Consider the following 20,744-nt stretch of genomic DNA (forward strand, 5'->3'; position numbering starts at 1 on the left):
GGCGGGAGTTGGGGTGTTGGCGGGAGTTGGGGTGTTGGCGGGAGTTGGGGTGTTGGCGGGAGTTGGGGTGTTGGCGGGAGTTGGGGTGTTGGCGGGAGTTGGGGTGTTGGCGGGGGGTCCTGTGGGTTTTGGTCGTGGTTGGTTGTGGTGTGCGTGGCGGTGGAGGGATCGGGCCAGTTCGTCCAGTTTTGGGGAGAGGTTGGAGGTGTCGTGGCTGGGGCTTCCTGCTGCCAGTTCGCGGGGGCTGCGTGGTGGGTTTCCCTCCGGGCTCCGGGTCCGCTTCCCGTGGCCCAGGGTGGGCGGCTCAGGAGACGGCGTGGGCGGCGGGCAGGGGCCGTGATCGACCGTAGCCGGGACTCGGCTATGGCCCGCTCTGCCGACGGATCGGGGGTTCGCACGCAGGCGACGGTATGGCCTGGGGGTCAGCCGGAGCGGAGCCGAGCGGCGTTCTGGGGATAGCGGCAGGAGTGGGGGACATGGCTGTGGATGGCGGTGGTAGCGGGCGCTCAGGGCCAGGGACAGGGGGTGGTGGTTGGGGGAGGCGGGCGCTCACGACCGGGGACAGCGCTGGCGGTGGGAGCGGGCGCTCACGGCTGGGGACATCGTCGGCGGTGGGAGCGGGCGCTTACGGCTGGGGACAGCGCCGGCAGTGGAGCCTGGCGGCGGGAGCGGGCGCTCGCGGCCGGGGATGGTGGCAGGAGGGGGCGACGCGTCCGGGATGGCGACGGTCGTGGTTTGCCGGCCGGTCGGGGGCGGTGGGGTGTCCCGTTCGTACGTGGCCAACGAGGGCGGGCCTGGGGCTTATGGCAACGGGTGCATGGTCGCGGGAACCGGCAGGGTGGCTAATGGTCGCTTGACGTGACGGTCAGGCCGAGCATGCCCGGCCCCACGTGTACGCCGATCACCGCCCCCACCTCCACCACCCGCAAATCCACCAGCCCGGAGATCCGCTTCGGCAGCCGCTCCGCCAGCGCCTCGGCCCGTTCCTTCGCGCCCAAGTGCTGCACCGCCACCTCAACAGGGCCGTCCCCCGCTGCCCGCACCGCGAGGTCCTCCAGGCGGGCGATGGCGCGGGCGGCGGTTCGGACCTTTTCCAGGAGGGAGATGCGGCCGTCCACGATGTGGAGCAGGGGCTTGATCATGAGGGCCGAGCCGACGAGGGAGGCCGCGGCGCCGATGCGGCCGCTGCGGCGGAGGTAGTCGAGGGTGTCCACGTAGAAGAACGTGCGCGTGGTCTCCATGCAGCGGCGAGCGGCCGCCGTCACCGCCTCCAGGGAGGCCCCGCTCGCGGCGGTACGGGCGGCGGCCAGGACCGGATAACCCAGGCCCATCGCGATCGAGCGGCTGTCGATCACTTCCACCGGTACGGGGGCGTCGCGGGCGGCGGCCCGGGCGGATTCGATCGTGCCCGACAGTTCACCTGATACGTGGATCGAGACGATCGCCGTGGCTCCGGCGGCGGCCAGGTCCGAGTAGCACGCGGCGAAGCGGGCCGGCGATGGCCGCGAGGTGGTGGCTGAGGCGAAGTCGCCGGTGAAGGAGTCCTCGTCGAACGACACACCGCCGCCTGTGGGCCGCCCTGATGTGCCCGCATGGATCGCCTGTGAGGGGATCACGACGTCGGAGGGTCGTGTCGGGCCGAGGTTCGCCGGGCTCGGTGGGGTTGCGGGCCGCATCGAGGGGGCGCGCCCAGCGGGCGTCGGAGGCGCGGGCGCGGCGGGAAGAGAAGGAGCGGAGGCCGAGGGAGCGGTGATGGCGGGAGTGGTGGCGGGCGACGTGGTGCCGGGCGACCTGGTGCCGGGCGACCTGGTGCCGGGCGACCTGGTGCCGGGCGACCTGGTGCCGGGCGACGTGGTGCCAGGCCGGGAGGTGCCGGCATCAGCGGTTGCCCGTGCGATCACCTGTACGGGAACCACGGCCACACCATCCACAGACCCCAGGTAAGCGGTTGAATCCGTGACAACAGCGACCAACGGCGACATAACCCGAGATTAACTACTGAACGGGCGTCCCACCCCGCCACACCCGACGCGGCTTGAGTCCGAACGACCAGGCGAAGGCGCCCTCATGGTCGGCGTCCCACTGCACGATGTCCGCCAGCCGCCCCGGAGCCAGGACCCCGCGGTCCGGCGCGCCCAGGACCGTGGCGCCGCCGAGGGTGGCCGCGCGGAGCGCGTCGTTGACGCTCATCCCGAACGCCGACACCGCCATGGCGATCACCAGGGACATCGAGGTGATGCCGCAGTAGCCGGGGTTGTGGTCGCTGCCGAGGGCGATCTGGACGCCGTGCTTGATCATCTGGCGGACCGGCGGGAGGTGGCCCCGTTGGAGGGCGGTGGCCGGGCAGACGACGGCGGGCACGCCGTAGCGCGACATGATCGCGATGTCCTCGTCGGACATGTGGTGGAGGCCGTCAGCCGACGCGCAGCCGAGCTCGGCGGCCAGCTGGACGGCGCCGCGGCGGCTGTAGGTGCCGGCGTGGATGCGCGGCAGCAGGCCGACGTTGCGACCGGAGGCGAGGACCCAGCGGGACTCCTCGGTGGTGAAGTGGCCCTCGTCGCAGTAGACGTCGACGCTGTCGGCGCCCGCCGCGGCCGCGTCGGCGCACCAGGCGCCCACGGCCTCGACGTATTCGCGCTGCCTGCCGAAGTATTCGGGCGGCACCACGTGCGCGGCCAGGAACGTGACGTGCACCCGCGGCATCATCGGCTCCTTCTCCAGCTCGCGCAGGAGCCGCACGTCGGCGAGCTCGCCGTCGCGGGTGAGGTGGTAGCCGGTCTTGGCCTCGACGGTGGTGGTGCCGCTGAGCAGCCAGCCGCGCAGCCGCTCGCGCACGCCGTTGCAGAGCGTCCACGGGTCGGTGCCGCGGGTCACGGTGACGGTGGAGCCCACGCCGCCGCCCGCCGCGGTGATGGAGGCGGAGGTGGAGCCGCCGGTGCGGATGGCCAGCTCGGCGTAGCGGTTGCCGGCGTAGACGGGGTGCGTGTGGGCGTCGATGAGCCCGGGCGTGACGAGAGCGCCGCCCAGGTTTTCGACGTGGTCGACGTCGACGATGTCGTCGACGACTCCGGGAACGCTCTGCGGCAGGTCGGGCGCGCGCCCGACCCACGCGATGCGGTCGTTGTGCACCAGGATGGCGGCGTTGCTGAGGACCTCGTTGCCGGTCCAGAGGCGGCCGATGTTGGTAAGGAGCCGAACGGTCACCGCATCACCACCCAGCACGACCCCCAGGGCATGCGCAGAGCCCAGCGCACGGCCTGGGCCGCGCCCACTGAGTCCGCTCCGGGTCCGGACGACATGGGGGGTCTCCTGCTCTCATCCGCATCAGTTGTGCGGTGACCGTATCGCCAGACGCATGATCCGGCGATTTCAGTTCAGTTACGTTATTTCACATGTTGGGCTGCTGTACAGGGTTATTCGGAAGAAAGACCACTCATCCCACGCGTCACGCAGCCCTACCTTGCCCCCACGGCCCCCGCAGACGACTCGACCACCTGCAGTCAGCATTGAAACCAGAACCCAAACCAAAGACCAGACCAACGTTAGGTCTGGCCAATCCTAGCAATCCCAGGGTTCGGGGACCACTGCCGCTTTTGGGCAGCTCTGCGCGCTTTGCGGCGAGAGCTGCCCAACCATGCCGGACAGCGAAGAAAGGGCTAGGAGACGCGCTCCACCGGCTTGCCCACGCGCTGCAGCTCCTGGGACAGGCTCGGAAGCACCCTGGCGTGCAGGATCGTGCCGTCCTCCACGTGGTCCACCGAGAGCACCTCGCCCTCCTTGTGGGCCCGCGAGATCAGGTCGCCCCTGTCGTACGGCACCAGCAGATGGACCTCGTGGTCCAGCCGCGGCAGCCGCTCCTCAACGAGCCTCAGCAGCTCGGGGATGCCCTTGCCCGTGCGCGCCGAGACCACGATGCTGTCGCGCTCGCGCCTGGCGATCCGGTCGAGCACCTCCTGGTCGGCCGCGTCGGCCTTGTTGATCACCACGATCTCGGGCACGTCCGGCGCGCCCTCGATGTCGGCGAACACCTCGCGCACCGCCGCGAGCTGCCCCTCGGGGTCAGGGTGCGAGCCGTCCACCACGTGCAGGATCAGGTCGGCGTCGGCGACCTCCTCCAGCGTGGAGCGGAACGCCTCGACGAGCTGGTGCGGCAGGTGCCGGACGAAGCCGACGGTGTCGGCGATCGTGAACAGCCTGCCCTCCGGCGTGCGCGCGCGGCGCACGGTCGGGTCGAGGGTGGCGAACAGCGCGTCCTCCACCAGCACGCCCGCACCGGTGATGCGGTTGAGCAGCGAGGACTTGCCGGCGTTGGTGTAACCGGCGATCGCCACGGCCGGCACCTCGCGGCGCTGGCGCTGGTAGCGCATGGTGTCGCGCGAGGTGGACATGCCGCTGATCTGCCGGCGCAGCTTCGACATCCGCTCGCGGATGCGCCGGCGGTCCAGCTCGATCTTGGTCTCACCGGGGCCGCGGCCACCGATGCCGACACCGCCGGCGGCGCGACCGCCGACCTGCCGGGACAGGTTGCCACCCCAGCCGCGCAGGCGCGGCAGCAGGTAGGAGAGCTGAGCCAGCTCGACCTGGGCCTTGCCCTCGCGGCTCTTGGCGTGCTGGGCGAAGATGTCGAGAATCAGCGCGGTGCGGTCGATGACCTTGACCTTGACCGTCTCCTCGAGCTGGCGCAGCTGGCCGGGGGCCAGCTCGCCGTCGCAGATCACGGTGTCGGCCCCGGTGGACTCGACCACGTCACGCAGCTCCAGAGCCTTGCCCGAGCCGATGTAGGTGGCCGGGTCGGGCTTCTGGCGGCGCTGGATGAGCCCGTCGAGCACCTGCGACCCGGCCGTCTCGGCCAGGAGCTTGAGCTCGAGGAGGGAGTTTTCGGCGTCCTCCGAGGTGCCGGAGGTCCAGACGCCGACAAGGACGACCCGCTCGAGCCGCAACTGCCGGTACTCGACCTCGGAGACATCCTGGAGTTCGGTGGAGAGGCCCGCCACGCGCCGCAGCGCCTGGCGCTCCTCGAGGTCCATGTCGCCGGTCTCGAACTCGTCGAGCGCGGAGTATTCGTGCATTCGTGTCATCTCTATTAGGGAACGTCTGGACACCTCGATGTCTTCCCACGATGGTGGCATGACATCCCCGGCGCAATCACCTGGTTATCCAGGTACCTCACGCCCCTGTCAAGCAGGCGACACGGTGATGTCACCGGAACCCGCCGTGAGCGAGATCTTGTTCGGCGAGGCGCCGTCCTTCTTGACCGAAACGTTGGCGTCGCCGGATCCCACCTCCGTTTTCACGTCATAAGCACCATCGGGGACATTCAGCGTGATATCCCCCGACCCTGTCTTCAGCTCGGCACTTTCCGGCGCGGAGGCGTACTTGAGCTCGATGTTGCCCGACCCCGCGTCGGCGATCACCTTCTTGCCCCGCAGGTCCGCGGCGTCCACGTCACCCGAGCCCACGTGCACGTCGATCGGCCCGGTCAGGCTCCTGAGCGTGAGGTTGCCCGAGCCGCTGTCCAGGTCGACGTGCAGCCCCTTGGGAATCTCGATCTTGTAGTCGACGCCGCAGCTCCCCCAGTCCGAGGGACAGCTGTACGTGAGGAACAGCGCGTCACCCTCGACCTTGTGCTCCGGCTTGGGCTTGTCGCCGCCGCGCCAGCGCAGTGTCTCGACGACGCGCACCGCGGAACCGTCCGTCTCCGTGATCACGGCGTCGCCGGAGTTGCTCTTGAGCTGGAGTTTGGTGACCTTCTCCGTCACCTGGTACGAGGCCGTCTCCTCGCTCCCCGGGCCGGCCACGCTCGCGAGCCCGCATCCGGTCAGCAGCACGGCGGAGGCCAGCAGGCCGCCCGCGATCGCCATCGTCTTCATACCGGAAATCCTGCCGCGAAGCGCCCTCGACCGACATCCGGAACACCCCCTAGGAGCCCCCGAGGTAACCCCAGCCTTTGACCCGACTATGTCAGGGGAGTAGCTTAACTTCCACAATCCAGAAGTCATTTTCCAGGATACGGAAAGATGAGGACCCATGGAGATCACCGGCCCGATGCTCGACCGGTTCGACGAGATCCTCACGCCGGAGGCGCTCGACTTCGTGGCGGCTCTCCAGCGGGAGTTCGGCGCCAGGCGGCTGGAGCTGCTGGACGCCCGCCAGACGCGCCAGGCGGAGCTGTCGGCGGGCGGCATGCTCGACTTCCTGCCGGAGACCAAGGAGGTCAGGGAGGCCGACTGGCAGGTCGCGCCCCCGGCGCCCGGTCTGGAGGACCGCCGCGTCGAGATCACCGGCCCGGTCGACAAGAAGATGACCATCAACGCCCTCAACTCCGGCGCCAAGGTGTGGCTGGCCGACTTCGAGGACGCCAACTCCCCCCTGTGGGAAAACTGCGTGTCCGGCCACCTCAACCTGCGCGACGCGCTCGACCGCACGATCGACTTCGAGGCCGGCGGCAAGGCGTACGCGCTCAGGCCCGACGCCGAGCTGGCCACCGTGGTGGTGCGCCCGCGCGGGTGGCACCTGGACGAGAAGCACGCCCAGGTGGACGGGCAGCCGGTCTCGGGGTCGCTGTTCGACTTCGGGCTCTACTTCTTCCACTGCGCCCAGCGGCAGCTCGACAAGGGCAAGGGCCCGTACTTCTACCTGCCCAAGATCGAGTCCCACCTGGAGGCCCGGCTCTGGAACGACGTGTTCACCAGGGCGCAGGAGCTGCTCGGCATCCCCCACGGCAGCATCAGGGCGACCGTGCTCATCGAGACGTACCCGGCGGCGTTCGAGATGGAGGAGATCCTCTACGAGCTGCGCGACCACTCGGCGGGGCTCAACGCGGGCCGCTGGGACTACCTGTTCAGCGTGATCAAGAAGTTCCGCACCCGGGGCCGCGAGTTCCTGCTGCCGGAGCGGAACGCGGTGACGATGACCGCCCCGTTCATGCGCGCGTACACGGAGCTGCTCGTGCGCACGTGCCACAAGCGTGGCGCGCACGCGATCGGCGGGATGGCGGCGTTCATCCCCTCGCGCCGGGATCCCGAGGTGAACGCGGTGGCGCTGGAGAAGGTGCGGGCGGACAAGACGCGCGAGTCGGGCGACGGGTTCGACGGGTCGTGGGTGGCGCACCCGGACCTGGTGCCGATCTGCCGCGAGGTGTTCGACGGGGTGCTGGGCTCGCGGCCCCACCAGCTCGACCGGCTGCGCGAGGACGTCAGCGTGTCCGCCGCCGACCTGCTGGCCGTCTCCGAGACGCCGGGCGGGATCACCGAGTCGGGGCTGCGCAACAACGTGGACGTGGCGCTGCGCTACCTGGCCGCCTGGATGGGCGGGCTGGGCGCGGTGGCCATCCACAACCTCATGGAGGACGCCGCCACCGCCGAGATCTCGCGCTCGCAGATCTGGCAGTGGATCCACAACGACATCAGGCTGAAGGACACGGGCGCGCAGGTGACGAAGGAGCTGGTCGAGCGGATCATCTCCGAGGAGCTGGCCAAGATCGCCCAGGAGCCCGCCTACGACGAGAAGTTGTTCGGGCAGGCGACGGCGTTGTTCAAGGAGGTGGCGCTGGACGACGACTTCGCGGAGTTCCTGACGCTTCCGGCCTATGCTCAAATGCCATAAGAAAGGGGGATCGGTGATGGAAACGCTGATAGCAGCCCTGCGGTCGCTGCTGCCCCACGATTCGGTGATCACCGATCCGGTACGCCTGCGCACCTACGAGTGCGACGGCCTCACCTACCACCGGGCGACCCCCGCCGTGGTCGTGCTGCCGAGCACGGCCGAGCAGGTCGCCCGCGTGGTACGCCTGTGCAACGACTTCGGCGTGCCCTTCGTGGCCCGGGGGTCGGGCACGGGCCTGTCGGGGGGCGCGCTCCCCCGCGAGGACGGTGTGCTGATCGTCACCTCCAAGATGCGCGCGATCCTGGAGGTCGACCTGGACGACCGCCGGGCGGTCGTGGAGCCCGGCGTGACGAACCTGGCAATCACCGAGGCCGTCCGCGACCGCGGCTACTACTACGCCCCCGACCCCTCCAGCCAGCAGGTCTGCTCGATCGGCGGCAACGTGGCGGAGAACTCCGGCGGCGCCCACTGCCTCAAATACGGCTTCACCGTCAACCACGTCGAGGCCTGCGAGATCGTCACCCCCGACGGCGACCTGGTCACGCTCGACCGCATGGACCCGGGCTACGACCTGCTCGGGGCGTTCATCGGCTCCGAGGGCACGCTGGGCATCGCCACCAAGATCACGGTACGGCTCAGCCGCGCGCCCGAGGCCGTGACCACGGTGCTGGCCGCGTTCGAGAGCATCGAGCAGGGCGGGCAGGCGGTCTCGGCGATCATCGGGGCCGGCATCGTGCCGGCCGCGATCGAGATGATGGACGCGCTGGCCATCGCGGCGGCCGAGGCGGCGGTGGCCTGCTCCTACCCCGAGGGCGCCGGGGCCGTGCTGATCGTCGAGCTCGACGGGCCGGCGGCCGAGGTGGAGCGGCAGTTCGCGCAGCTCCGGGAGATCTGCTCGGGGGCGTTCGAGCTGCGGGTGGCGGCCGGCCCGGACGAGCGGGCGGCGATCTGGAAGGGTCGCAAGTCCGCGTTCGCCGCCGTCGGGCGCATCAGCCCGGCCTACATCGTGCAGGACGGCGTGGTCCCGCGTACGTCCCTGCCCGCCGTGCTGGCCGCCATCGACCGGCTCTCGCAGGAGCACGGCATCAGGGTGGCCAACGTCTTCCACGCCGGGGACGGCAACCTGCACCCGCTGGTGCTCTTCGACGACGAGGAGCCGGGGGCGGGCGAGCGGGCCGAGGTGGTCTCGGGCGCGATCCTGGACCTGTGCATCGAGCACGGCGGCTCGATCACGGGCGAGCACGGAGTCGGGGTGGACAAATCCCGATACATGCCGAGGATGTTCAGCGAGGACGACCTGGACACCATGCAGCTCGTCCGGTGCGCGTTCGACCCCCGCGGGCTGGCGAACCCGGGCAAGGTGTTCCCCACCCCGAGGTTGTGCGGCGAGGTGCCGGGCGTGCGCAGGGGCGTGCATCCGCTGGTCGAGTCCGGGAAGGCGGAGCAGTTTTGATCGGCGGGGTGACGACCAGGCCGGCCGGCGCGGACGACGCGGTGGGCGGGGTGCAGCCCCGCCTGGTCGCGCTGCCCGAGACCGTGGAGGAGGTCGCGGCCGTGCTGCGGGCCTGCGCCGAGCAGGACCTGGCGGTGGTGCCCGCGGGCGGCGGCACGAAGCTGCACTGGGGCCCGGCGCCCGAGCGGTGCGACGTCCTGCTGGACATGTGCTGCATGAACGAGGTCCTGGAGCACGCGGCCGGCGACCTCGTCGTGCGGGCGCAGGCCGGGGTGACGATGGCGGCGCTGTCGGAGATCCTGGCGGGCAAGGGGCAGGAGCTGGCGCTCGACGTGCCGTTCGCCGAGGACGCGACGGTCGGCGGCACGCTGGCCGCCCCGATGCCGGGGCCGCGCGCGTTCCGCTACGGCACCGCCCGCGACCTGCTCATCGGCATCACCGTCGTGCTCCCCGACGGGACCATCGCCAGGTCGGGCGGCAAGGTGGTGAAGAACGTCGCGGGCTACGACCTGGGCAAGCTCTTCACCGGCTCGTACGGAACGCTCGGCGTCATCGCGGAGGCCACCTTCCGCCTGCACCCGCTGCCCGCCGGCCGCCGCTGGGCGGTGGCGGAGCTCGACCCGGCCGAGGTGCCGCCGATCGCCGCGGCGCTGGCCGCCTCGCAGGCCGAGCCGAGCGCGGTCGAGGTGGACCGGCCGGACCCCGCCGGACCGGTCGGCCTGGCCGCGCTGGTGGAGGGCACGGCGGCCGAGGCCAGGGCCGAGGCGCTGCGCGAGCTGATCGGCAGGGGCACGGTGACCGGGGAGCCGCCGTCGTGGTGGGGGCTGATCCAGGGCGACGACGTGCTGGTCGAGGTGCGGTTCCCGGCCTCGGGCACGCAAGCCGTGCTCGACGCGGCGGCCAGGAGCGGGCTGGCCCTGCGCGGCTCGCCGGTCTCCGGGCGGGTGCTGCTGGAGTCGTGGCGGGCGATGGAGGAGGACGAGCTGGCCGCGGCGGTCTCCGGGCTGCGCGAGCGGGTGGAGGCGGCCGGGGGACGGGTGAGCGTGCTCGCCACGCCGTACGAGGGGGTCGACAGGTGGGGGCACGTGAGCGGGCTGCCGTTGATGCGGCGGGTCAAGGAACGGTTCGATCCCGGGCGCAGGATGTCTCCCGGCCGGTTCGTGGGAGGCATCTGACGTGGATCCGAAGCTGATCAACGATTGCGTGCACTGCGGGTTCTGCCTGCCGACGTGCCCCACGTACGCGCTGTGGGGCGAGGAGATGGACTCGCCGCGCGGGCGCATCCACCTCATGCAGCAGCACGTCGAGGGGACCCCGATCACCCCTGAGATGGCCGGGCACTTCGACGCCTGCCTGGGCTGCATGGCGTGCGTGACGGCGTGTCCCTCCGGGGTCCAGTACGACCGGCTGATCGAGCTGACCCGGGTCGAGGTGGAGCGGCACCACGTACGCCCGCCGCAGGAGCGGGCCGTGCGCGGCATCGTGTTCAGCCTGTTCCCCTACCCGCGCCGGCTGCGGCTGCTGCGGCCGACGATGTGGCTGGCGGAGCGGATGGCGCCGTTCCTCGCCCGGGTGCACCCGAGCCTGGGCGCCATGGCCACGCTCGCGCCGCACGTGGAGCACCGCCAGCGCCTGCCGCGCGTGGTGCGCGCCAGGGGTGAGCGGCGGGCCGTGGTCGGGATGCTCACCGGATGCGTGCAGCGGGAGTTCTTCCCGCAGGTCAACGCGGCCACCGCACGGGTGCTGGCGCTGGAGGGCTGCGACGTGGTCATCCCGCCCGAGCAGGGCTGCTGCGGGGCGCTCAGCGTGCACTCCGGGCTCGACGCGCAGGCCAAGCGGCTGGCGCGCGGGACGGTGCGGGTGTTCGAGCGGGCCGGCGTGGACACCGTCGTGGTGAACGCGGCCGGCTGCGGCTCCACGATGAAGGAGTACGCCGAGCTGCTCGGGCACGAGCCCGCGTTCCGGGTCATGGACCTGTCGGAATACCTAGCCGAGCTGGGCCCCGTGGCCAAGCGGCACCCGCTGCCGCTCACCGTCGCCTACCACGACGCCTGCCACCTGGCCCACGCCCAGGGTGTGCGGGCGCAGCCGCGCGAGCTGCTGAGGGGCATCCCGGAGCTGGAGCTGCGCGAGATCCCGGAGTCGGCCATCTGCTGCGGGTCGGCGGGCACGTACAACCTGTTGCAGCCCGAGGCCGCCCGCGACCTGGGCGACCGGAAGGCCGCGGCGGTCGCGACCACCGGCGCCGAGCTGCTCGTCTCGGCCAACCCCGGGTGCACGATGCAGATCGCGGCGGCCGTGCGGCGCGGCGGCGCGGACATCAGGGTGGCGCACACGGCCGAGGTGCTAGACGCCTCCCTGCGCGGGGTCACCCTATGAGTGTCCAGTCGGTCGAGCGGGCGCTCGACGTGCTGGAAGCCCTGGCCGAACACGGGGGCGAGGCCGGTCTGTCGGAGATCGCCGCCAGGACCGGGCTGCCGTACGGCACCATCCACCGGCTGCTGCAGACGCTGCTCGCCCGTGGCTACGTACGCCAGGAGTCCGACCGGCGTTACGCCCTGGGCGGCGGCCTCGTACGGCTGGGCGGCATCGCGGAGAGCATGGTCGGCGTGTGGGCGCAGCCCTACCTGACCAAGATGGTCGAGCTGTCCGGCGAGACCGCGAACCTGGCCGTGCTCGAAGGCGACTTCGTCGTCTACGTGGCCCAGGTGCCCTCGCCGCGCAGGCTGCGGATGTTCGCCGAGGTCGGCCGCCGGGTCCTGCCGCACAGCACGGCGGTGGGCAAGGTGCTGCTGGCCGGGCGGCCCGCGCCGGACGCGGTCGCCGTGTTCGAGCGCACGGGCATGCCCCGCCGCACCCCGAACACGATCACCGACGTGGCCGCCATGCTGGCCGAGCTCGGCACCGTCAAGAGCCGTGGTTACGCCATGGACCTGGGCGAGGAGGAGCTCGGCGTGCACTGCCTGGCCGTGCCCGTGTGGGACGGCGACCGGGTGGTGGCCGCGATGTCGGTCTCGGGACCGGCCGAGCGGATCGACGCGCTGGACCGCGACGACCTCGCCGAGGGCATGCGCAAGATCGCCCTCGACTTCGGCAACGAGCTCAGCCCCGTGGCCGGCGCAGGCTGAAGAAGCCGCCCCCGCCCGGATGGTGGACGACCGCAGACCGGCTCGCCGCCCAGCTTGTAGACGGCGTAGTCGATCCCGCCCGGCACCGGCTCCGTCTCGTAGGGGAACAGCGCCCCGGCGAACTCCCCCGGCTGGTAGATCGCGAACGTCGCCCCGGCCGGATCGCTCACCAGCGCGTAACCCCCGGCGGGGCCCTCGATCAGCTTACCGCCCGCCGCATCGATCTTGCCGTCGGCATAACCGGTTCTCTCTGCCATGCTCGGCAGGCTTTCACACAGCCTCGACAAAGTACCCTGTTGCGCTATGAGCAACAGCACGTCGATCCAGTCCGTCGATCGTGCCATCGCGATCCTGGAGATCCTCGCCCGCGACGGCGCCACACGGGTGACGGATCTCGCGGTGGAGCTCGACGTGCACAAGTCCACGGCGTTCCGGCTGCTGGCAGCGCTGGAGCAGGGCGGGCTGGTGGAGCAGACCGGCGACCGCGGGCGCTACCGGCTCGGGTTCGGCGTCGTACGGCTGGCGGGCGCGGCCACGGCCCAGCTCGACCTGTCGCGCGAGAGCCGGCCGGTGTGCCTGCGCCTGGCGGAGGCGATCGGCGAGACGGTCAACATCGCGGTGCCGCGCAACGGCGACACGGTCAACATCAGCCAGGTGCGCGGCCCCGCCGCCATCAGCGGCCACAACTGGGTCGGGCAGCGCACCCCCTCCCACGCCACCTCCAGCGGCAAGGTGCTGCTGGCCTACGGCGCGCTGCGGCCGCCGGCCGAGCTGGAGCGCTACACCGCGCAGACCGTCACCTCGGCGGCGGAGCTGCGGCTCGACGAGATCAGGGAGCGCGGCTGGGCGGCCACGGTGGAGGAGCTGGAGGTCGGGCTGAACGCGGTGGCGGCGCCGATCAGGGGCGCCGACGGCTCGGTCGTGGCCGCGGTCAGCGCCTCCGGGCCGTCCTACCGGCTGACGCCGGACCGGCTGCCGGAGGTCGGGGAGCTGCTCGCCGAGGGCGCGCGGGAGATAAGCCAGCGCATCGGCTATTACGGTTGAGGCATGTGTAGAAGCATCAAAACCCTCCGCCCGCCGTTCACCGAGAGCGTGACGGAGGAGGACGTGCGCGCCGCGGCGCTGCAGTACGTCAGGAAGATCTCGGGCTTCCGCGCACCCGCCGCGCACAACGCCGAGGCCTTCGACCGGGCCGTCGAGGCGATCACCAGGGCGTCGGAGGAACTGCTGGGGGCACTCCAAGTTCGCGGGAGTCGTTGACAGGGCCTGTCTCCGGGAGAAGTGTGCCCGTATAACCCCCAGCGATCCCCCAGGGAGCTCCCATGATCAGCGGGTTGTACGAGGGACAGGACGGCGACTCGCGGCTGGCGCTCCGCGTCGACGTCGACGGGCCCAGGCCGACGGGACGGATCAGCGGCGACCTGTTCACCGTGGCCGGCGCGACCACCTCGTACGCCGGCTCCTTCCTGGTCGACGCCCCGGCGATCGACGGCACGCTGATCCACGGGCGCGGGCGGTTCTCGTTCGACACCTCGGTCCGGGACGTGAGCATCACGATCAACGACCGGACGGGGACGGCCTCGGTCGCGGGGCGCACGTACCAGGTGTCGTTCACCTCGCCGTACTTCCGCAGCGTGCTGCTGGAGCAGGACTCCGTGGTCGGGGCCGTGCCGTTCGTGTCGTACCGGACCGGTACGCTGCCCGGGCCGAGCGGCTCGCCGGCCAGGGAGCTGACGGTGGGCGCCGCCTACGCGGAGGCGGGCATCGAGCTGCGGGTGAGCGAGCCGGGGGTGATCCCGGTCGACGGGTCGGGCTCCGACCTGGCGTGGGACGACGCCGAGCTGCACCACGCGATGACCCGGCACTTCAGCGCGTTCGGCGACGCGCCGGCGTGGCGGGTGTGGCTGCTGGTGGCCGGCAAGCACGTGGGCGGCTACCGGGGCATCATGTTCGACTACAACGACGCCCGGCAGCGGCAGGGGGCCGCGGTGTTCCACGACGCGATCCAGGGGACGACGCCGCAGTCGCAGCGGGCACAGTTACGTACGTACGTGCATGAGCTCGGGCACGCCTTCAACCTGCTGCACTCCTGGCAGAAGAACCTGGCCAGCCCACCCCAGCCGCTGGGCCCCGACGGTGGCTTCGGCGACCTGTCCTGGATGAACTACGTACAGAACTACCGCCCCGGCGGCGAGGCGGGCTACTGGGCCGCCTTCCCGTTCCAGTTCACCGAACCGGAGCTGGTGCACCTGCGGCACGGCTTCTACCGCGACGTGGCCATGGGCGCGAACGCGTTCGGCACCGGGGCCGCCGAGATCGACCCCTTCGAGCAGCCGGTCGAGGACCACTCGGGGCTGCGGCTGGAGCTGCGCGCCAAGGAGTCGTTCGAGCTCGGCGAGCCCGTCGTGATCGAGCTCAAGCTCTCCTACGCCGGCGAGCCGCGCACCACGCACGGGCACCTGCACCCCGACACGGAGTTCACCCAGGTCTCGATCACGCAGCCGGGCGGCCGGACCGTGCTGTACCGGCCGATGATGCGGCACTGCGTGGACACCTCACCGGAGATCCGGCTGGACCCGGGCAATCCGGCCATGTACCGGAGCGCGTACATCGGGCACGGGCGCGACGGCCACTACTTCCAGCAGCCCGGCGACTATCACGTGCGCGCCCAGTACATCGCCGCCGACGGCTCCCGCATCGTCTCCCCCGCCTGCCTGGTCAGAGTGCGCTTCCCGGTCACCCGCGACGACCACCAGGTGGCCGAGCTGATGCTGGGCGAGGACCAGGGCAAGCTGTTCTCGCTGCTCGGCTCCGACTCGCCGGAGCTGCGCTCGGGCAACCTGGCGCTGGACGAGGTCATCAGCCGCTACGGCGGCCACCCGCTGGCCGTCTACGCCCGGCTGGTCAAGGGGCTGAACGCCGAGCGGGAGTTCAAGGAGCTGACCCCCGGCAACGAGCTGCGCATCCGGCCGCCGGACCCCAAGCAGGGCATCGAGCACCTGACCCACGTCGCCCGCGCGGCCACCATCGACAACATCACCCTGAACCTGGTGATGCGCCGCCTGGCCAGGGCGGAGGCGCGGCAGGGCGACCTGGTGCGGGCGAACGCGGTCATGGACAAGATGGTCGCCACGTTCGAGGCCAAGGGGGTCAACGCCGTCGTCCTCGGCCAGATCCGCCGCCAGGCGGAGCTGACCAAGGCGGCCCTCGGCGCCGAGATCTCCTGAGCGCTTCCGGGCGAACTCATGACGGGCTCGCGCAGGCCCTCGACCCACGCCTTCTACCGGGCCTGCGGCTTCTCGGGCGACGCCAAGACGGCGTACGTCGCCCGGCCGGCTACTGGGTACGGCTGACGGGACGGCCACCGGAGCAGACGACGGTGAGCTCGATCTCCTCGCCCTCGTCCGGCTCGAACTCGACCTTCGCCTCCCGCGCCGGCCCCGACTCCACCTCGTCCACCGAGTAGTTCTGGGCGGGGCTCCACGAGCGCAGCGTGACCAGGTCGCCGTCGCAGGAGGCGATCACGTTCCCGCCCGCGCTGCGGATCAGCCTGCCCTGTGACGTCTGCGACGGCGCGGCGGCCGGCGCGGCGGGGGCGCGCGTGGTGGCGGTGGCCAGGGCCTGGCGCACCTCGGCCGGGCCGAGGACGCGACTGTCGGTGCCGGTGAGGCCGTTGCCGAGCAGGCCGAGCACCGCCACGGCGGCGCCGGTGGCGGCGAGCACGGTGGCGGCCCAGGCCACGACGAGTCTCTTCATCCCGCTCAGGTTCCCCCATGTACGGCTAAGGCCAGGTTAAGGCGGCGCTAAGGCTGCCCAAGTCATCGCCACAGAGCGTCTACGTTCTTGATATGGCTGACATTCTGCTCATCGAGGACGATGTGGCGATCCGCACGGCGCTCAGCCGGGGGCTGCGGGAGCTCGGCCATGCCGTGTCCTCCTCCCCGACGGCGCTGGACGGGCTGCGGCTGGCCGTGCAGGACCGTCCCGACCTGATCGTGCTCGACCTGGGACTGCCCGACCTGGACGGGGTGGAGCTGCTGCGGATGTTGCGGGCGGTCAGCCGGGTGCCGGTCATCGTGGCCACCGCCAGGGACGGGGACGCCGAGATGGTTCCGGTGCTGGACGCGGGGGCCGACGACTACGTGGTGAAGCCGTACAGCGCGGCGCAGCTCGACGCCCGGGTGCGGGCGGTGCTGCGGCGGGCCGGCGGGTCGGCGCCCGAACCGCTGGCGGTGGGGGCGCTGCGGGTGGATCCGCGGGCGCGGACGGCCACGCTCGACGGCGCGGCGCTGGACCTGACGCCGCGCGAGTTCGACGTGCTGCATTATCTGGCCGCGCGGCCCGGCGAGGTGGTCACCAAGCGGGAGCTGCTGACGGAGGTGTGGCAGCTGCCGTACGGCGGGGCGGACAAGACCGTGGACGTGCACCTGTCGTGGCTGCGCAGGAAGCTGGGCGAGACGGCCGCCGAGCCCCGCTACCTGCACACGGTGCGCGGCGTGGGCGTCAAGCTGGTCGAGCCCTCATGAGGCGGTGGCTGGCGCTGCTCGTCGCCGCGACGACCTCGCTGGTGCTGATCGCGCTGCTGGTGCCGATGGCGCTGCTGATCCGTGCCGTGGCCGAGAACGGGGCGACGAGCCGGGCCACCGCCGCCGCCGAGTCCGTCGCGGTCACGGTGGGCACGCCCGACCTCGAGCTGGCGGTGGAGCAGGTGTCGCGGCCCGTCACGGTGTTCCTGCCCGACGGGAGCGCGGTGGGGGCACGGGCCACGCGGTCCGACGCCGTACGCCTGGCCGCGACCGGCCGCAGCGTCACCGCCGAGGCCGCCGGGGGCAGGGAGGTGCTCGTCTCGGCGCAGTCGCCCGGCGGCACGGCCGTGATCAGGGTGTTCGTGCCGGACGCCGAGCTGATGAGGGGCGTGCGGGAGGCCTGGCTGGCCCTGGTGCTGCTCGGGCTCGGGCTGGTGGCGCTGGGCATCGTGCTGGCGGACCGGCTCGCGCTGGCTGTGACCAAGCCGGTGGACGGCCTGGCGCGGGTCTCGCACCGGCTGGCCGGCGGCGACCTGACCGCCAGGGCCGAGCCGGGCGGGCCCCCGGAGGTACGTTCCGTGGCGCTGGCGCTCAACCACCTGGCGGGGCGGATCGACGAGCTGCTGGTGGCCGAGCGGGAGTCCGTCGCCGACCTCTCGCACCGGCTGCGTACCCCGCTGACGGGCCTGCGGCTGGACGCCGAGTCGCTGCGGGACCCGGAGGAGGCGGCCCGGGTGCAGACCAGGGTGGACGCGCTGGAGAGGGCGGTGAGCGCGGTCATCACGGAGGCGCGGCGCCGCTCGGCCGGGCGCGACTCGTGCGACGCGGCGGCGGTGGTGGGCGAACGGGTGCGGTTCTGGTCGGTGCTGGCCGAGGACCAGGGGCGGGAGGTGTCGATCTCCCTGCCGGACGGGCCGCTGCCGGTCGCCGTGGGGGCCGAGGAGCTGGCGGCGTGCGTGGACGCGCTGCTCGGCAACGTCTTCGCGCACACGCCGGAGGGGGTCTCCATGTCCGTACGGCTCCGGCCGCACCCTCCCGGGGGCCTGCTGGCCGTGGCGGACGCCGGGCCCGGGTTCGAGCCCGCGCTGCTGGAGCGGGGGAACAGCGCGGGCGGCTCGACGGGGCTGGGGCTGGACATCGCCCGGCGTACCGCGGAGTCCTCGGGCGGCGGCCTGTCCGTGTCGCGGTCCGAGGAGGGCGGGGCTCGCGTCGAGATGCTGCTCGGCGCGCCCTGAACGCCTTCTCGTGGCCTTAACCGTCGTTTAGTGCCCGGTTACCCGCTCTCGCGGTTTGGTGGAGTCATGCAGATCACGAAGAAGCTCATTGTCACTGGTGCCGGGATCGTCGCGCTGGTGGTGGGCGGCGGCGCCGCCTACGCCACCACCGCCACCGCCCCCGCCGCCCCCAAGGTCACGGCCGAGCAGGCCATCGACATCGCCCACAAGGCCGTGCCGGGAGCCTGGGTCAGCGAGCTCGACTTCGACCGCCGTGGCCAGCAGGCGGACGTGTGGGAGCTCGAGCTGACCAAGGGCTCGGAGCGGCACGAGGTGGACGTGGACGCGGCCTCGGGCAAGGTCACCAAGCAGGAGACCGACCGGAACGACCGGGACGACAGCGACGACCGGCAGGACGACGGCGACGACGACTGATCCCCTTTGCCCGACGACGCCGGCCCGCCTCTCGGTGGGCCGGCGTCCCTATGCCGCCGGGACCTGGAACGTCTGGCCGTCGGAGGGGAAGGCGATGTTCGGCTTCGATGAGCCGGTGACCTCGTCACCCAGATGGGTGGCGATGAGCTGGAGATCGGGCCACCGGGAGGCGACCCCCTCGACGTCGTCCAGCCCCATGTGCCCCGCTTTCTCGTGCGGGAAAGAAGTGTCGAGCACGAGAACGGAACTGCTCGACGCGAGCTCCTCCACCCCCGGGCAGTGCACCGTGTCGCCGGTATATCCGAGTCGCGCCCCCGCCTCGTCCACGATGGAATAGCCGAGCGCGATCGGCGTCGTGTGTTTCATCGGCAGGGCTCTGATCCGATATCCGTTTCCGGACCATTCGCCACCCTCCTCCCCGAATTCGATGAAACGCGGGGAGGTGTTGCGACTCACCGTTTCCCACGTGCCGGGGTAGCTGAGCTCGAAGAGCTGTTTGACGCGTTCCTCGAAGCCCGTCGGCCCGATGAGCACCAGGCCACGCTCCTTCGGGGCGAAGAGCCCCTGCTCCAGGAAAAGGAAGACGATGTCGAAGAAGTGGTCGGCGTGGAAGTGCGTGATGAGGCAGACGTCGATGCCCATCAGGTCGATCCCGGCTCGACGGATGGCCTTCATTGCACCATTTGGCGTGTCTATGAGCAGTTTGCCGTCAACGAGGGCAGACGCACTCATTCGTGCCGTCAGAATCGAGCCGGTCCCGATGAATGTGAGCTCCACTGCCAGACCTTTCCTTTTCCAGAATCGGATCTGGCAGTGGTCTTCCCTTGGGGAAATTCAGCGAACCATTCTCATCACAATGGGCCGGTGGTCGGACAGTGTGGTCGGCAGCACCGACCCGCTCGTCGTCGTGACCCCTCGCGTGTAGACGTAGTCGATGCGGGCGTCGCCGAGGGTGGGCTTGTTGGCGTACCTGGCACCGGTGTCCGTCCAGCCCGCGCTCACGAACCGCTTGGACAGCGCGTCGGTGGGCCTGGCGTTGAAGTCGCCGGTGAGGACGATCTGCGACCTGGAGCCGAAATAGTCCAGCACCTTGGCGGCCTGGGCCTCGCGGCGGCTGACCGAGGTCTGCGAGAGGCCCGGCGACAGGTGGGTGGTGAACACCCGGATCTGCGAGCCGCCGCCGAGGTCGAGCTTCACCCCGGCCATGGAGCGGTTGACGGGGCAGGTGGCGAAGTCGGTGAGCGGCAGCGTGACCCGCTCGACGATCTTGTACGAGGACAGGATCGCGTTCCCCGCCTTGCCCGGATGCGGGTCGTCGCAGGGACCGACGTCGTCGCCCGCGCCGAAGTGGGCGTTGGCCGTGATGTCCCAGCCGAGCTCGTCGGCGAGCTGGCGCACCTGGTCGGCGCCCGGCCGGCGATGGATCTCCTGGAGCGTGACGACGTTGGCGCCGCTGTCACGGATGACCTCGGCGATGGCCTTCATGTCGGCGCTCTCACCGTGGACGTTCCAGTCGAGCACGACGACGTTGGCGGCCGCGGCCTGTGCGGGCGGTGCGGTCAGGGCCGCGGCGGCGAGAAGGGCGGACACGGCGATCACATGAATACGTCTTGTCACACGCATGAATCGTGATCTTACGGACACCGCCGCGTGAGGTCAGCAGTTCTCCAGGATGCCTTCCATCGCGGTCTTCTCCGCCGAGGTCACCCAGACCCCGTACTTCGCCTTCACGTCGATCTGCCGGGCGATGTACGTGCAGCGGTAGGACTTGCGGGGCGGCAGCCAGGTGGCGGCGTCGGAGTCGCTCTTCTGGCCGTTCAGCGGGCCGTCCACGGCCATGAGGTTCAGCGGGTCGTTCGCGAACTCCTTGCGCTTGGTCGCCGACCACTGCCGGGCGCCTTTCTGCCAGGCGTCCGACAGCGGGATCACGTGGTCGATCTGGACGTCCATGCTGGTGTCCTGGCCGCGCCGGAACTTGATGGTCTTGCCGCTGTACGGGTCGTGCAGGGTGCCGGTCAGCACGATGCAGTCGTGGGTGCCGGACCTGAACGTCTCGTCCTCCAGGTCGCGCTTGAGGATGTCGTTGCGGGTGTCGCAGCCGTTGCGGTCCACGTCGGACCAGGCCGGGCCGAACTCGTCGCGGTCGAAGCCGGTCTTGGGCGCGCGGCCCTTGACGGCCAGCTTGTCGAGCTTCTCGCGGGCCTCGGAGATCAAGGCCGAGTCCGGCTTCGTGGCCTTCGGACCGCCGGACGACTGGGCTTCGAGCCCGCCGCATCCGGCCAGAGCCACCGCCGTGGCCAGACCGGCCATGAACGCCCGTACCCGCACGTCCGCCCCCAGACTTTCGTCGATGTTTTCGTAAAGTCTAGGTAATGCCCGGATA

20 protein-coding genes are annotated in these 20,744 nt (G+C 71.1%); 12 read left to right on the forward strand and 8 right to left on the reverse strand.

Features of this window, described 5'->3' with window-relative positions:
* Window positions 1–842: 842 nt before the first annotated feature.
* Complete coding sequence (locus AB0J69_RS50390) at window positions 843–1,559, reverse strand: DegV family protein (protein WP_364133483.1); 717 nt, start codon at window positions 1,557–1,559, stop codon at window positions 843–845.
* 193 nt (window positions 1,560–1,752) lie between these two features.
* Here AB0J69_RS50390 and AB0J69_RS50395 point away from each other — a divergent pair, with 193 nt between their 5' ends.
* Window positions 1,753–1,944: a hypothetical protein gene (locus tag AB0J69_RS50395; RefSeq protein ID WP_364133486.1), complete on the forward strand. Its 192-nt coding sequence runs from the start codon at window positions 1,753–1,755 to the stop codon at window positions 1,942–1,944.
* 51 nt (window positions 1,945–1,995) lie between these two features.
* Here the strand turns inward: AB0J69_RS50395 and hutI are convergent, their stop codons facing one another.
* The 3 genes from hutI to AB0J69_RS50410 all read right to left on the reverse strand — a co-directional run bounded on the left by hutI (window position 1,996) and on the right by AB0J69_RS50410 (window position 5,870).
* Window positions 1,996–3,204, reverse strand: a complete 1,209-nt coding sequence (gene hutI / locus AB0J69_RS50400; protein WP_364133489.1) for an imidazolonepropionase — start codon at window positions 3,202–3,204, stop codon at window positions 1,996–1,998.
* A gap of 452 nt (window positions 3,205–3,656) precedes the next feature.
* Window positions 3,657–5,069, reverse strand: coding sequence for a GTPase HflX (hflX, locus tag AB0J69_RS50405; protein ID WP_364133598.1), 1,413 nt, complete (start codon window positions 5,067–5,069; stop codon window positions 3,657–3,659).
* Window positions 5,070–5,177: 108 nt separating this feature from the next.
* The gene (locus AB0J69_RS50410; protein WP_364133492.1) at window positions 5,178–5,870 is read right to left on the reverse strand and encodes a DUF4097 family beta strand repeat-containing protein; all 693 of its coding nucleotides are present in this window, start codon (window positions 5,868–5,870) and stop codon (window positions 5,178–5,180) included.
* Between the two features lie 157 nt (window positions 5,871–6,027).
* Here AB0J69_RS50410 and aceB point away from each other — a divergent pair, with 157 nt between their 5' ends.
* The 8 genes from aceB (at window position 6,028) to AB0J69_RS50450 (ending at window position 15,413) form a co-directional block, all read left to right on the forward strand.
* A complete protein-coding gene (gene aceB / locus AB0J69_RS50415; RefSeq protein ID WP_364133495.1) occupies window positions 6,028–7,605 on the forward strand; it encodes a malate synthase A in 1,578 nt (525 codons plus the stop codon).
* 16 nt (window positions 7,606–7,621) lie between these two features.
* The gene (locus tag AB0J69_RS50420; protein WP_364133498.1) at window positions 7,622–9,058 is read left to right on the forward strand and encodes an FAD-linked oxidase C-terminal domain-containing protein; all 1,437 of its coding nucleotides are present in this window, start codon (window positions 7,622–7,624) and stop codon (window positions 9,056–9,058) included.
* 8 nt (window positions 9,059–9,066) lie between these two features.
* Complete coding sequence (locus AB0J69_RS50425; RefSeq protein WP_364133500.1) at window positions 9,067–10,233, forward strand: FAD-binding oxidoreductase; 1,167 nt, start codon at window positions 9,067–9,069, stop codon at window positions 10,231–10,233.
* Between the two features lies 1 nt (window position 10,234).
* Complete coding sequence (locus AB0J69_RS50430; RefSeq protein WP_364133503.1) at window positions 10,235–11,437, forward strand: heterodisulfide reductase-related iron-sulfur binding cluster; 1,203 nt, start codon at window positions 10,235–10,237, stop codon at window positions 11,435–11,437.
* The gene (locus AB0J69_RS50435) at window positions 11,434–12,186 is read left to right on the forward strand and encodes an IclR family transcriptional regulator (RefSeq protein ID WP_364133506.1); all 753 of its coding nucleotides are present in this window, start codon (window positions 11,434–11,436) and stop codon (window positions 12,184–12,186) included. Before AB0J69_RS50430 ends, AB0J69_RS50435 begins: the two co-directional genes overlap by 4 nt.
* Before the next feature lie 303 nt (window positions 12,187–12,489).
* Complete coding sequence (locus AB0J69_RS50440) at window positions 12,490–13,230, forward strand: IclR family transcriptional regulator (protein WP_364133509.1); 741 nt, start codon at window positions 12,490–12,492, stop codon at window positions 13,228–13,230.
* Window positions 13,231–13,233: 3 nt separating this feature from the next.
* Window positions 13,234–13,446 carry a DUF2277 domain-containing protein gene (locus AB0J69_RS50445; RefSeq protein ID WP_364133512.1) on the forward strand — a complete coding sequence of 71 codons (213 nt, stop codon included), beginning with the start codon at window positions 13,234–13,236 and terminating at the stop codon, window positions 13,444–13,446.
* A 62-nt stretch (window positions 13,447–13,508) separates the two neighbouring features.
* A complete protein-coding gene (locus AB0J69_RS50450) occupies window positions 13,509–15,413 on the forward strand; it encodes a hypothetical protein (RefSeq protein ID WP_364133515.1) in 1,905 nt (634 codons plus the stop codon).
* Window positions 15,414–15,522: 109 nt separating this feature from the next.
* Here the strand turns inward: AB0J69_RS50450 and AB0J69_RS50455 are convergent, their stop codons facing one another.
* Window positions 15,523–15,942, reverse strand: a complete 420-nt coding sequence (locus tag AB0J69_RS50455) for a hypothetical protein (RefSeq protein ID WP_364133518.1) — start codon at window positions 15,940–15,942, stop codon at window positions 15,523–15,525.
* A gap of 92 nt (window positions 15,943–16,034) precedes the next feature.
* On the opposite strand from AB0J69_RS50455, the gene AB0J69_RS50460 reads away from it, so the two are divergent.
* From AB0J69_RS50460 to AB0J69_RS50470, 3 genes are all read left to right on the forward strand, one after another.
* Window positions 16,035–16,712 (forward strand): response regulator transcription factor, encoded by a 678-nt coding sequence (locus tag AB0J69_RS50460; protein ID WP_364133521.1) that lies wholly within the window; start codon window positions 16,035–16,037, stop codon window positions 16,710–16,712.
* Window positions 16,709–17,947, forward strand: coding sequence for a HAMP domain-containing sensor histidine kinase (locus AB0J69_RS50465; RefSeq protein WP_364133524.1), 1,239 nt, complete (start codon window positions 16,709–16,711; stop codon window positions 17,945–17,947). The genes AB0J69_RS50460 and AB0J69_RS50465 overlap by 4 nt, the downstream gene beginning before the upstream one ends.
* Window positions 17,948–18,013: 66 nt before the next feature.
* The gene (locus tag AB0J69_RS50470; RefSeq protein ID WP_364133527.1) at window positions 18,014–18,361 is read left to right on the forward strand and encodes a PepSY domain-containing protein; all 348 of its coding nucleotides are present in this window, start codon (window positions 18,014–18,016) and stop codon (window positions 18,359–18,361) included.
* 48 nt (window positions 18,362–18,409) lie between these two features.
* On the opposite strand, the gene AB0J69_RS50475 is transcribed toward AB0J69_RS50470, so the two are convergent.
* Genes AB0J69_RS50475 through AB0J69_RS50485 form a run of 3 tightly spaced genes read right to left on the reverse strand, consistent with a single transcriptional unit; the run spans window position 18,410 to window position 20,689 of the window.
* Window positions 18,410–19,138 carry an MBL fold metallo-hydrolase gene (locus AB0J69_RS50475; protein ID WP_364133529.1) on the reverse strand — a complete coding sequence of 243 codons (729 nt, stop codon included), beginning with the start codon at window positions 19,136–19,138 and terminating at the stop codon, window positions 18,410–18,412.
* 57 nt (window positions 19,139–19,195) lie between these two features.
* Entirely contained in the window at window positions 19,196–19,984 is a 789-nt protein-coding gene (locus AB0J69_RS50480) for an endonuclease/exonuclease/phosphatase family protein (RefSeq protein ID WP_364133532.1), read from the reverse strand.
* A gap of 33 nt (window positions 19,985–20,017) precedes the next feature.
* Window positions 20,018–20,689, reverse strand: coding sequence for an HNH endonuclease family protein (locus tag AB0J69_RS50485; RefSeq protein ID WP_364133534.1), 672 nt, complete (start codon window positions 20,687–20,689; stop codon window positions 20,018–20,020).
* Window positions 20,690–20,744: the final 55 nt, after the last annotated feature.

This window comes from Nonomuraea sp. NPDC049709, from assembly GCF_040674815.1.
Lineage (GTDB): Bacteria > Actinomycetota > Actinomycetes > Streptosporangiales > Streptosporangiaceae > Nonomuraea.